This is a genomic window from Nostoc sp. UIC 10890, from assembly GCF_054786515.1.
On record NZ_JBSGKF010000003.1, the window covers coordinates 71,057 to 84,591 of the forward strand.

Sequence of the window (13,535 nt, forward strand, 5' to 3'; positions counted from 1 at the left end):
TTGACCTCTTATATCATTTATTAACTATAAAGTCATTTTTAGTTTATTTTTTTTCACCTACTTTTAGGTTTTTCAAAATAAATACCCTGCTGAACAATTGCATAGCAGTATTGTGTTTGTCACGCTCCTCAGTATTAGAGGTGTACTATACGCAAAAATCGAGAAATTTTCATTCGCTTGAGGGTGAGTTGAAACGCCCATTTTAAAGGACAATAAAAATCAGACACTATAAAATCAGACGAAACTTATGTTGTGTCTGGTTTTTAAGGGAGTAATAAAAATGACCCTCTCTCTAGTCCACATAACAGCGCATAGAAAGGCGATCGCTTCCTTGCCAGTGGCACAGGCGGAGGCGAAGTTGATTGGGCTGTGGTTGGAAGGAAAAGCAGAGTCATCTATCATCTCTTACCGACGCTACATTAGGCGATTCTTGGAATTTTTGGACAAACCCCTCAAAAAAGTGACTTATGAAGACTTGGTAGAATACGCCAGTTGTTTTGGGGGCAATGCCCAAAGTACAAAGCGGATATACATTGCCGCGGCTAAAAGCTTGATTAGTTTCGCTCATAAAATTGGATATCTCCCTTTTAATGTAGGTATGGCACTAAAACTGGGTGAATTGCCGGATGTAATCAACGAACGCTATCTCGATGAAGCTGATATTAAATTGTTGATACGGGCAGCAAGTAAGCATTTAGCTGATGCGAAAACTCCCAAACGACAGTACACAGCCCTACGTAATTTGTTAATTATCAAACTCTTGTATCAGGCAGGGTTACGGGCAAGTGAAATCTGTGAGCTGACTTGGGGAGATTTGACACCCCGTGGCGACAGTGGTCAGGTGTATGTTCGTAAAGCCAAGGGCAGCAAAAATCGGACAATTCTCATCAAGCCGAAGCTTTGGGCGGAATTAATCGAGTTCAAAGCTTCGGCTCACTCCAATCAAGCAGTGTTTCCAAGTCAAAAAGGGGGACATTTAGACCGTCAAAACTTGCACCCGATTGTCAAAGCAATTGCACAAGAAGCTGGATTAAGCGAACTGGTTTCGGCTCACTGGTTACGTCATGCCCACGGTTCTCACGCTATTGAGCGCGGGACTAATCCAGTGCTGGTGAAAGAAACTTTGGGTCATGCCAATTTAGCCATCACCGATCACTATCTCAAGGCTAGACCGAATGACAGTAGCGCTTTAAACTTGATGGATCTCTAACATTTTGCATGACTTGTGAAAATGCAGCACAAATGGGAACCAGTGGCATCAATTGCTACCGGGAACGAAATAAAAAACAGCTTTCAAATGCCAAAGGGATTTTTCTCTAGCCAGCCCCCTCCATAGGCAACACTTCTTCCAAGAGCCATTCATAAAATTCAGGAACTTGAGATTCCACAAGTCGCAGTTCATTTGCCGCGATCGCCTCAAGTTCCAGTACTGTCTCCCAGCGCAAATCCCCAATCCATCGTTTAAGAATGCCTTTGATTGCGTCCACTCCACGAGAAATACCAGAGCGAAGTATTTCTACACAGTGGAGTAGCGTAACGCGATCTGTTGGAGGCGACTCAAATTCGGTAGTATCCTCCCCTTGGCAATGGGAGTTCCCTATAGCATCAAGGGGGGGTGTGGATACGTCCTGCTGATTGGGGTTTACACTATACGCAGCAGGGGTTTTGGAGGCATAATAGGTTCGATTTTCTTTTTGATTACGCTTCGTTTCACGATGAGCAATTACATGCATTGCAAATTCTAATTCCTCTTTAGATAAAGAGAAAAGTTTCACCTGTTGCCCCCGTTTACCCTGTTTACGGAAGGTCAACTTTAGCCCCAACTGCTCGACTAAAGTTCCTAGCAACCAAATAGGCTTACAGTCACTGGGAATAGTAAACCCAAGAATTGCTTTGACGTGAGCAGCACAATGTATAGCGATCTCCCTCATCTTGAGTAAGGTGGAATCGTCGGCAGTAACTTCATCACCCTTCATTAAAGAAGTGAGAATTTGATGCAGCCCCAGGTTAAATCTAGCCAACCATCGAGCCGAGTAATTCCCCCAGTCGATACACAAAGGTAAATTGTCCCGTTCGGCGCGGTCTTTTTGGGTGACAATTGTTGGTGGGGTAGGATAAGTTTGCCCAGTTTTCGGGTCAGTAAACGATTCTTCGGGTGGGGCTAAAATGGCCTCAAGTCCGGCGATCGCTCTAATTAAGCGACCACCTTTATCCATTTCTACGAGTGATTCCGTTACTTCGATGCCGTAAGAATCAGAAATGCGGAACTTTTCGCATTCAAAAATTTCATTAGGGTCAAGGTAATCTTTGCTCTGACGGGCACGGTACTCGCTCAAAGTAATATTCTTGGCCTTGGCAACAGCCGAATTGTGGGCACTATCCAAAGCTTGTGCTGCTGCTTTAAGATTTTCGAGAGACTGAGGATCTGAATCACTGCCCACATATATAAATGTATTGCCCATTTCGGTGAGGAGCGATCGCAAATCATCACGCAGATTATTGAGAGAATAGTGGCGGTTAGCCATAATTTGGCAGTAAGCCTCAAGCGCCCAATCTTTCTCGGCTCCGCGTTTGCCTGTTTGACGGTCAATCCGCAACAGAAAAGCGGTCATTTCATTGGTTTGGAGCAAGCGCTCTTTAATCTTGGTAGCATTGGTATCCTTGTAACCAAAAGGAGGACGCGGGGCCACCCAAATATGAAACGGGACTTTTGGACGATAACGGTACAGTTGCTGGGCGCATTCAGTAGCAGTTTGGGAAACGCCGTGAAACACACCGAACACTAAATCAAAATGATACTCGGAAATATCGACACCAGTGCCGAGACTGGGAGAGGTGAACAAGGCATCAAAGTTTTTGACGGCGTTGGTGATATCTTTGATAAAAGCAACATTTTCATCACTGCCAGAATTGTCAGAGTGAACAGACCAGATACGCCATTTTTTTTGTGTATGTGATTTTTCGGAGTTAGATTCTTCGTACTTGATAGTAAAGGATTTGTCGAGTTTTTTGATAAAACGCTTACTGTCACTGGCAACCATAACTTTCTCACCAAGCATCAGCGCTGCCGAGATTTGGGCGACTAGGGCGCTCTCATTATCCCCCTCGTACCAATAAATTGTGCGCTCCCCGTTCCGCCATTCGTTTTTAATGATGTAAGGTACTTCACCTTTTGGTCGCATTGCAAGAAAGAAATCCACAGTCAGGTCATCCATGTGTGCATCAGCGATGACGACCAGTGGCGCGTTGTATACTATATATTCCAGTACTTCTAGGATTGCTGCACGGTGCTGTTTGCAAGTATTACTGTGTAGTAGGTGGGTGAGGTATTGGCAAGCTTCATCTATAAATATGCAGCCGTAGGTGAGAGACTGAGTATTGAGTTTGTGCAAGCTGTCAATAGTAATACTAAGGGCTTGAGCCTGGGCTAAACCTGTGTAACCCAAGTCGGAGTACATCGCTGTCTGCAAGCGTTCGGCAAGATTTTTCAACAAGTTAACCCGATGTCCATTGTTGAGGAACCGTGCATCAGGATTTTGGTCACGCCACCAGCGCATAAGTTCAGTTTTACCAGTGCCCATGTCGCTCCAGAGTACGACTAGTCCTTTTTCTGGAAAACGGAAAGACTTTTTGGGATTTTGGGTACTGGGTTTGTGGTCAAAAATAGGGTGTTGGGGGTCGGGTGTTGGGTGTAGTGAAGACGGCATTGGACTGAGCTTGGAACTCCGACCAATGCAATCGTCTTGAAAAGACGGGGCTATTTCTTTCCTTACACCCCACACCCCACACCCCACACCCTGCCCCAACGGGGCTTGGTCAGGGCAGTCAGAAATTATTAACTCTTGTTTTCCTTCTACCTCTCCACAGCTTGTAGAGCTAACACTTGGGGTAAACAATTTTTCTTCTGCCAGATCATAAAGTGGCGGGACAGATGAACATTTTTCCTCCAGATCCGGAATGCAGAGTGCTTGGGTCAAATATTTAATATTGACTGTGACATCTGGTTTATATTTACTTAGTCCCCATTTTTTAGCCCGATACGAGCGCTTGTAATCAGCAAGTGATTTAGCATCATCGATGATTGCGGTCAGTAGAGCGTTAGCATCTTCACCGCGACCAACCACGAAATCATCAACGCCTTTTTCTGGGCCTGGTAACAGCGCAACTTCACAAAAGCAACCAGCCGATTCGATTGCTTTTGCAGTGCGAACAGTGGCTTGAAACACCGACCACCTGGTTTTAGCTTTTGTTTCGTAGTCAAAAAGAATTATGAACTTGCGCCCCGCCTGAGTCATTGGTACTAAGTCAGGATGCAACCGTTCATCAAAATCTTGTTTGCCTACACGCCCATTCCAAATTCCCGGAAGTGCGATCGCTACAAACCCTAAACTAAGCAAGCAAGCGGCTTTCTTCTCTCCCTCGCATAAGATAATCGGAATCTCTGGATGCTGTTTCACCCACTCCCAAAATATTAGTGGATTAAGTTGATCCAGTAAGCGCAATGCTAAAAGTGAATGATAGCGCTTAATTAAATAACGCTTTGCAACTTTGTCCCAGATGGGGTTAGAGACATCAAAATAGGTAACGCGGTTGGGGGTTTTGGGGGGTGACTCGTATTTAACTGGTTTACCTGTTTGCCAATCAAAGCGCGGGAAGTTGGGCTTAATCCGCCCCCACTCCATCGGTTGCCAGTTTTTGAATGGGTCAAGTGACTGAATCCACGTCCCACCCAGTAATAGATGCTGATACATTTTGATGTATCCATCCGTGACTCGACCTGCATTTTTTCGAGGAATTTTGTTGGAGATAAACAGGTAGTCATAAATTGTTTCTCCCTCGATGTGGAAGAAGTTGCGCTCAATCAATGCAGGATGAATGGCGCTACCAGTTAGCAACTCATGGTATTCGGTAGCCGTGAGATTGTTTGGGTATTCAATTGTCGCGCTATTCATCGGCTCTCCCCTTGGAATTCCTTGGAGAAAGCTGTATCTAATCTCAAAGTAATATCGGTGCCCAAACTTTTCCCACTCGCCAACACAATGCCCAAAAGCAACGCTGGAGAAATCAGCAGCAACAAATCTGTTGCTCTAGTAGTTAGCCAAGTTCCCTTGGCTGGGTAAAGAGAAACGGGTAAAGGGGAAAGGTATTTTATCGCTTTCCCTTTTAACCTTTCGCCAATCCTCACCCAGAATTTTTGAGTTGGTAGACCACTAGGCAGGATATTCCTGAAATTACCCGACGCTACAGCACAAAGTTGCTGTACAAAAGCTGCACTTTCTGATCCCAAGGACTGAACTACTGCGCTCTTGGGTTTGCTATTTATCACGATCTTTTCCCCTGATTACTTGGTTGACAAGCTCAGAGGGGGTTGCATCAGTTATCAGTCTACAGTTGACAATGAGAAAGGACTGTGAATTCCAACTGATAACTGTTATTCGCGCTGCTACTATTTTTTGCTACAAAATTCGGGATATTTCTTAATCAAACTTAACTTTACAGAAACTTATGAATTTCAACAACAAAAATTGCCACACGAAACTGGTGAGTTTCGTGCGGCTTCTCGTATAATACGAGAAGCAGCGGATTCAATCTCGTCTGACCAGTCAGTGGAAAAGTCGGCAAACTTTATCTACCACTGCTTTGGTTTTCGTGAGATAACCCCGCTCTGAGGTTATATGAAATTTAAGCCACGCACGAAGCGCTACTCCTTAGTGGCGCTTTGTGCGTTAAGTTGTCGTACTGTTGTATCTTCACCTTTTCCTCCTTTACGCAATCAGCTTGATTTTACATAACTTGTGGTCTTTCCGTATCTAGCGAGATTCTGATTTTTTTGTGTTTGACTCCTCCATATTTATCAGTATTGGTTTCAGCTTACCCTAGTTGGGTAATCACTTTTTCAAGAAGCAGCACCTACCGCAAACGTTGTTTCTGCCTTGGGCTTGCGCTCGAAAACTTGTATGCTGGGTTCTTCTAACACGAACCCATGCTCAGTTGACTGACCGAGTTTACCTGCGTAGATGCTTCGCGGCTTGTCGTTAGACATCGCTGTTACCCACTGTGGGTAATTACTGGTATGATCGATCAGTTTATTGTAAATCCTTGGTTTAACTGTGATTGTTATGATGCGTCCGTCACAGTCTAGGTCAAACCGTTGCCAACCATTCTCTATGGTCTTGGGTTGTGACAGTTCGTTAATCTTAATTGTTAGTTCTAGGTTGCCTGCAATCATAGCTACCTCTCTTAAGATGCAATTGCTAATGTTGTTGAAGCATCAGATGTATGTACCAACCCCAGAGGATCTGTCATAATATACTTTTTTATTACTGGTTGTAGAGTAAAATTAATTTCTTTTGTAACTGGGTCTTTACTACTTTCTATTAATGAATTTTTTTCAAGTCCTTCTAGTGCTGTAATCAACTCTGATGTTGAGATAGATATGTTTTGGGTTTGATTTAATTCAATTAATAATTTACTGAAACTAATATATTGAAAGTTTAAAACTATTTTCTCTGCTAAATAAATCATGATTTCTCGCTGTATCTTGCTTAATACTTGACCAAAAATCTTATTGAGCATTTCTTGAAACCGACTACTAACGAGTGTAGTTGGATCTTGAAAGAATCTTTCAGTACTACTTGCAAAGAAGTGGTGAATTCGATTGGAAACTGCTTTTAGTTCTAAAGGATTACCGCGATAAGTTTGAATTAATTGACTACAGCGCTTTTCTTCGTTGCACAATCCCAAGGCAGATAAAAACTGCATGGCCGCATCCGGATCTAAACCTCCAACTCTGAGATACTGAATAGGTCGATCAGCTTCTATCAGTACATCGAACTCATTAGGCCAAACTCGACTAGTCAAAAGTAAGCAGCTTTTATGCTGCTCCTCTACTAAGCGGCGAAAAAATAGTTTGTACTCTAGCCTCTGCTCCAAATTATTTGTCTGAAATAAGGCTTCACATTCATCCAATACTATGAAGTAACGCTGTGATTGCAACTGCTTGATTAACACAGTAAGCATTGCCTGAGTATATTTAGGTAAGCTTGGCTCCGGTTCTGTGGGTTGAGTTAGCTCTATTAAATCGGCTATTAAGTCCTGAAGTAGTGGTGCATGGGACACCGATTTCCAAATTAAGCAATCAAATCTAGATTGAGATTCTACACTAAGTTCTGTTAATAGTTTTGCAGCTAATGCACTTTTACCGATGCCCGCTACTCCTATGAGTGATACGCATCGCTGCTCGATTACTAACTCCTTTAGATGGTTTAGTTCCTTTGTCCGTCCATAAAAACTGGATATGTCAGGCAGGGGACTTCCCATAAGTTGCACTAGTTCCTTGCCAGAGGGTCTTTGGTTTTCAATTGACGCAGATAGAATAGGATACTTTTTAGTAACCTGCTCTAATAGAATACGCCGCAGCTTCTTTTTTCCAACCCGCTCTCCACTGCCAAGAGTTTCGGAGAGTAAATCCCATAAGGGAGGAGCTACGCGTCTTTGCAAGTAGTTAAGGCTGTAAGGTGAGTTTTCTGCCACCTCTTCGTAATCATCATCATCCCATGCTCCCTTTAGGACAATAATTTCTGCTTCAGATAGGTGTTTGCCTCTTTTGCCAAACACTAAATTATCTACTACAACCAATGCAGCTTCAAAATTTACTGTTGCCAAGGATATTTGCCCTTCCTTCCGTCCTTTTGGGATAACTGAGGTAAGGGCAGGTGAATTCAGTTTTTGTACGGCACTAAAATCCATGACTTGCTATTTCCGTAGGTCTAGAAGGCCTTTATAAAGGGCTTTTCCTAGACTATGATTACTTCTAAGAGGGTATTGCATCACATTAATATACTTTGTTTCTTCCAGTTCTAACTATTTTTTGTAAAAAAGTATCATAAAATTTTCTGATAGTTTTACTGAAGACTTTTTCTTAAGCGGTGATAACACGGTGTTGCAATATACATTATATTTTTGTGTACGTCACTCGCTATGTATAAATGCTAGGAGCTTTTTGGGTAAGGAGGTTCAGTGAGTTACTGTATCAATCCCCTTTGCAATCACCGCCAAAATCATAATTCTGATCATGTCGAAGAATGTCTCTCTTGTGGGACTTCGTTGCTGATTAATAATCGCATTCGCTTAGTCAAGCCATTGAGAGCGCTCACTAACGACCCGTATAATTACATTGAAGTTTTTGAAGTAGATGATGCTGGTACTCAATGGAATCCTGTTCGCAAGCAGCGAGTCATGAAAGTTTTGAAATGGAACTCGCCTAAGCTGGTTGAGTTAATTGAGCGGGAATCTCTCTGTTTACAAAAAATCCGCCATTCCGGTATTCCTAGAAGCACCATAGATGATTTTTTTACTTTTGTTCCTTCCAATAATTCCTTAACATTGCATTGCTTAGTTATGGATAAAATTGAGGGACAAAATTTGGAGCGATGGTTAGAGTCTAATCGCCCGATTTCACAATCTCTATCATTGGAATGGCTGCAACACTTGGTTGACATTCTCGACACAGTGCATCGCTCTAACTTTTTTCATCGAGATATTAAACCTTCTAATATAATTCTTAAGCCAAATGGTCAACTAGCATTAGTTGATTTTGGTGCAGCCCGGCAAGTGACTGACACTTACCTAGCAAAAGTTAGCGGTAGCGGAGGGACTAGTACAGGTAGGGGAGGACAATATGAAATTACAGCTATCAGCACGCCTCTTTATTCTCCACTGGAGCAAGTTAATGGTAAAGCAGTACCCCAGTCAGATTTCTACGCTTTAGGTAGAACTTTTGTAAATCTAGTTACTGGTATTTCTCTGATTGACCTACCAACAGATAAAAAAACAGGAAACCTAATTTGGAGAGATAAAGCATCGCAGATTGACAAACCCTTTGCTGATTTTCTTGATGAATTAATGGCTCTCCTTCCAGGGCAGCGTCCGCAGACTACTGAAGTAATTTTGCAGCGGTTAGAAAAACTGCCTAAGCAAATTAAAAATTATAGATTAGCTAATTCTAAAGTTTTTAAATATAGCAAATATACATTGATGGTTTTAGGATTTGTTGGGGGTGTCTTTCTATCTATACGTTTAGCAGCTAACTATCTAGTAACTCAAGGACAAAAGTTAGAAGCAGCAAATAATTCTCAGGGAGCACAAGAGTCTTTTGACTCAGCTATAAAAATTAATCCTGAAGTGAAAAATTCTATTTCCAAGTTTTATTTTGATAAAGCATCTCGTAGTACTCAAAACCTGCGATCTGCGAAAAAGTATTATGAATTATCGATAAAATATAATAATCAAGATGTAGAAACTTATAATAATTTAGCATTTGTTTGCCAGTTATTAAATGAGTTTGAATGTGTAACAACTAATTATGAGAAAGCTTTGAAGTTGAACCCTGATAGTTGGTCAGGACATTATGGGCTAGGAACGTTTTATGATGACCAAGGAAAAAAAGATTTAGCAGAGCAGCAGTATCAGTTGGCGATAAAAATTAATAGTCAAGCAATTCCAGTTATTAATAATCTATCAAGATTGAAAAATCTAAAAGGTGACTATAATGCGGCGATTGCTATAGCACTACAAGGGTTACAAAAAACTAAAGAACCAAAATTACAAGCTGCATTGTATAAAAACTTAGGTTGGGCAAAGTTAGAGCAGAACAAGTTGGGTCAAGCAAAGGAATATTTAGAAAAAGCCGGAGAATTAGATCCTCAAAGAGCAGACACTTACTGCTTACTGGCACAAGTTCAAGAAGCTTTGGGTGATAACGATAATTCCTGGCTTAATTGGGAAGCCTGCTTGATACTTGAGTCGAAAGTGCCAGAAGTCTTTCGCTGGCGAGGAGATGTATTACAAAGAATTAGGCTTAAGCCTAATTCTCGACAGATCAGGACAAACCCATAACAGGCTTTGACGCTATAAACTAAATTTTATGCTTTATTTGTTCTCTACTTAGATTAAACTACAAAAAAGTAATTAGCTTTTTAAGAAGTTGTAATGCTTACCGTACCTAGCCCAATTAAAAAAGTCTTTGCAGTCCGACTTACAACCCTGGTATCAATACCAACACTAATACTTTTGTTGGCTACCAGTGCATGGGGACAGCAACGAATATTACAAAAGAATTTATGTGATGAACCAAGTGGTCGAGTTTATAGCATGGGCGATCGCTTCCTAAAAACAGGAAGATATTTGTGTTTGGGAGAGCGGATCAATCCTCAAAACGGAAGCGCGGTCAAAGTTCTCTGTTTCTTAAACCGAAAAATTCTGTATTTGAAGCAGAACACTGTTTTTAATACACAAATATGTGCGCCACCACCTAATGAAACTGTACAGTGTTCAGTATTAAATATAATTCCTTGTCCACATGACTATAAGGGGCCAGATGATGAAAAAAATGCGCCGATTGTAACTAGTCCTTACGGCAGTTCAATTATAGATAATAGACCAGAAATCTCTTGGCGCTCAGTGGCAGGCGCTGATAGCTATACAGTAGTAGTAAAAGGCAATGGTGTTAGCTGGGAAGCAGATGTAAGAAATACTACTAATCTGCCATATCCGAAAGAGCAAAAAGAATTACAGTATGGCAACACCTATACAATTACTGTAATTAGTAACTATGGCGACCAACCCCTGAATTATAGTCCCTTAGTAGTCCATCTTTTACCTTTTGATGATGTTCAGCAGATTTCTGATGAAGTCAAGCAAATTAGAGACTTGGGATTGTCGCCTGATGAAGCCGCTTTCCGAGATTTGGATGCTATATATATGTCAAAGCTTCTTTTAGATGAATCAATTAAGACATTAAAAGCACGAGTCGTGGCAGGTAGTCAAAATCCAACTCTCTACAGATTACTAGGTGATCGCTATTTAGGAGCGTTGTTACCAGAAGATGCGGAGCATACTTACACGATAGCAGCTCAATTAGCTTTGAGCAGTAGTAATACATCTGAATTAGAAAAGGTACAATCAGGGTTAAAATTGGTGAAATGGTTGAAAGATCGTTAACTTGATCATGAAATTATAGCCAGCCGCCAATAAGTAAGAATGCTGCCCAGTGGGAAGGGTGTTGATATTGAGGGTTTGATATCAGTTGCAATTGTGCAAGACGTAGTGCCTCGACTTTAGTCAAACCATCTTTCAATCGCTGATAAAATTCTTTCATCAGTAAAGCGCTGGAATCAGCATCTACTTGCCAGAGAGTGGCTATAGTACTTCTAGCTCCGGCTTGTACTGCCACTCCAGCCATTCCTAGAGCTGATCTCTTATTACCTTTGGCAGTTTGGCAAGCACTCAAAACTAATAACTCAATTCCTTCTTGGCTAGACTGAGTTTTTTCTTTGAGTAAATCATTAAATTCGGAAACAGTAATTGGTTTATCCCAAGCAAAAATCATTGTTCGGTCAGGAACAGAACTAAATTGAGCGTGAGTAGTTAGGTGAATTATTGAAAAATCATCTGTACTCAATTCTTTATCTAGCATTGGGCTAACAAAATCTTCGTTTAACAATACTTTTGAAGAAGTAATTCCTTTTTTTACATTTGCTATTTCTACTTCTACCCCTGGTAATACCTTGAGTCCTTTGGGAGCATTGGGAGCGTAAAAACTAGGGCTGATCTTGCTGAGTCCAGCAATGAAAGCTTTTAACTGCTTCTCTTTTAAAAGTTTAGGTGGTTGTATTCGAGAACCGAGAGTACCTGTAATACCGTAACGCTCGATCAGATAATTTTTTCCATCATGAAACAAGCCCATCGGTAAACTTTGCAAAGATGCATCCAAAGTAAATACTAGTATTCCTGATGTCGGTAAATATTTGATAGGTGCAATCAATAAATTATAAAGTGCTTGTGAACGGTCAAGAATCACATCTGCACTAACATAGGCAAGATTATTATCTTGTAAAGTGTCTATAAAATTATTAATATGCCCTCTAATTAGCTGAGAATCAACAGAGTGGTGATGAATAGGTTGTTTAGGAGATTGAAAGATTACTTCTAGACTATCAACTAAGTCGATTATATGAATAATTGTTGGGCTAGTATCTAAGTTTTCAATTTCATTCAAAGCTGTAAGATTAAGCTTACCACATTGAAGATAATTTTCCAGTTCTGCTATTTGCAGTCTTTCATTAGTCTGAATTACTCGTGGCAAATTGGGATTAGACTCTGTTAGGAGCAATCGCATATAGTCACGATATAAAGGTTCAACTTTTTCTTTGAAGGAGAACTGTAAATCTGTATTAGTTGACAAAAGATTGTTCCGAACTTGAGTTACGTTTTCAATTGCTGCGCTATATGCTTGGAGAGCTTCTTTATGTTTTCCCTGCTCCTTGTACAATTTTGCTAATTCCTGCTGCCATTGATAGGCAAGATCCCATGCTCGAACTGATTGAGCCAATCTCAAAGCCTCTTCAAAATATGGTTGTGATTGCTCTAGCTTAAGCTTTCCTAGAGTACCGAAACCTTCTGACTTTAGTCGCTGGTTATTCGTGCTTTGAGCAGTTAACAAAGCGCTTTCAGCGTACTCAATAGCTAATGAATCTAATTGTTTGTCTGAGATTTGATTTAGACTGTTGGCAAAGTTAAGTTTCGCATAAACAGACTGGGTAGCAGATAATTGAGAAAATGCTGAAGAGTTTTGTAACACTAAGTCCACTACTGGCTGAATCTGTTGAGTGATACTAGCGTGAACATTGGTTAAATTTGTTTTCCCTGATTTCACCTCTGCCGTTAGCCATTCCTCAAAATCTAATAGCAAATTCAAATACTGTAATTGAGATTGCAATTTTGCTTCTTGAGAAGTTGTTGGTAAATTAATTACTTGCCGATAAATCTCAATTGATTGCAGAGCTTTTTTCTGAATTAAAGAACTAGCTTCTTTCTTGAACGCTGGTTCTTCTATTGAATTATAATTATCTCTTGCTTGCTTATAAAATGAATTTTCAGTATTCCCTAAAGAGAGTAAAATTATACTATTATCAGCAGACGGGAAATTTTCAGCAGTTGACAAAATTTTTGTCAACACTATTCTTGATTCATCTAGCTTGCCAATTGATCGCAATACATCTCCCAAGTTATGCCATGCAGACAGATTCAGAGGTATTAGCTTTTGCTGATCAATTGCTGTCGTCAGTAATTTCATCGTAGATTCAGTAGATTTCTCTGACGGGATGGCGCAAATATCAGCATCCGTATCTAACTTTAAAGCTTGCAAAAGTATTGTACAAGCCCGACGATTTAAGCCTAAAGCTTGTAAGGCAAAGTTTTGGTTAATTAAGCTGCCAGTAATGCCCTCTTCATAGTGAATTTGACGATAAATTTTTGTGGCTTCTTCCCAATTTTTAAGGGCTTCTGCTGCTCGACCTATATCAAGATACTTTTTTCCTCTTTGGGTCAATAGTCGCGCCTGATTGTGTTTTTTATTCGTGGCGTAAGCAGGGGTAAGAAACGCTTTATTATTAAACGTAAATAACCCTACAACGCTTAGAGATAAGTATTTGACCCAATCTCGACGTTTAATCATTAATTTTTAACTAAAGTTG

Annotated in this window: 8 protein-coding genes; 3 read left to right on the plus strand and 5 right to left on the minus strand. The window is 40.7% G+C overall.

Going from position 1 to position 13,535, the window contains the following annotated elements:
• The first annotated feature begins 280 nt into the window (after positions 1-280).
• Positions 281-1,210 carry a tyrosine-type recombinase/integrase gene (locus tag ACWATR_RS31560; RefSeq protein WP_460341634.1) on the plus strand — a complete coding sequence of 310 codons (930 nt, stop codon included), beginning with the start codon at positions 281-283 and terminating at the stop codon, positions 1,208-1,210.
• Between the two features lie 106 nt (positions 1,211-1,316).
• Here the strand turns inward: ACWATR_RS31560 and ACWATR_RS31565 are convergent, their stop codons facing one another.
• The 4 genes from ACWATR_RS31565 to ACWATR_RS31580 all read right to left on the minus strand — a co-directional run bounded on the left by ACWATR_RS31565 (position 1,317) and on the right by ACWATR_RS31580 (position 7,749).
• Positions 1,317-4,952 carry a plasmid replication protein, CyRepA1 family gene (locus ACWATR_RS31565; protein WP_460341637.1) on the minus strand — a complete coding sequence of 1,212 codons (3,636 nt, stop codon included), beginning with the start codon at positions 4,950-4,952 and terminating at the stop codon, positions 1,317-1,319.
• The gene (locus tag ACWATR_RS31570) at positions 4,949-5,326 is read right to left on the minus strand and encodes a hypothetical protein (protein WP_460341640.1); all 378 of its coding nucleotides are present in this window, start codon (positions 5,324-5,326) and stop codon (positions 4,949-4,951) included. Before ACWATR_RS31570 ends, ACWATR_RS31565 begins: the two co-directional genes overlap by 4 nt.
• Before the next feature lie 570 nt (positions 5,327-5,896).
• Positions 5,897-6,229, minus strand: coding sequence for a fertility inhibition FinO-like protein (locus ACWATR_RS31575; RefSeq protein WP_460341643.1), 333 nt, complete (start codon positions 6,227-6,229; stop codon positions 5,897-5,899).
• 11 nt (positions 6,230-6,240) lie between these two features.
• Positions 6,241-7,749, minus strand: coding sequence for an NB-ARC domain-containing protein (locus ACWATR_RS31580; protein WP_460341646.1), 1,509 nt, complete (start codon positions 7,747-7,749; stop codon positions 6,241-6,243).
• A gap of 270 nt (positions 7,750-8,019) precedes the next feature.
• Here ACWATR_RS31580 and ACWATR_RS31585 point away from each other — a divergent pair, with 270 nt between their 5' ends.
• Together ACWATR_RS31585 and ACWATR_RS31590 are read left to right on the plus strand one after the other, a co-directional pair.
• On the plus strand, positions 8,020-9,897 hold the full coding sequence (locus tag ACWATR_RS31585; RefSeq protein ID WP_460341649.1) for a protein kinase domain-containing protein: 1,878 nt from the start codon (positions 8,020-8,022) through the stop codon (positions 9,895-9,897).
• 93 nt (positions 9,898-9,990) lie between these two features.
• Positions 9,991-11,001: a hypothetical protein gene (locus ACWATR_RS31590; RefSeq protein ID WP_460341652.1), complete on the plus strand. Its 1,011-nt coding sequence runs from the start codon at positions 9,991-9,993 to the stop codon at positions 10,999-11,001.
• 13 nt (positions 11,002-11,014) lie between these two features.
• On the opposite strand, the gene ACWATR_RS31595 is transcribed toward ACWATR_RS31590, so the two are convergent.
• Positions 11,015-13,516: a CHAT domain-containing protein gene (locus tag ACWATR_RS31595; RefSeq protein WP_460341655.1), complete on the minus strand. Its 2,502-nt coding sequence runs from the start codon at positions 13,514-13,516 to the stop codon at positions 11,015-11,017.
• Positions 13,517-13,535: the final 19 nt, after the last annotated feature.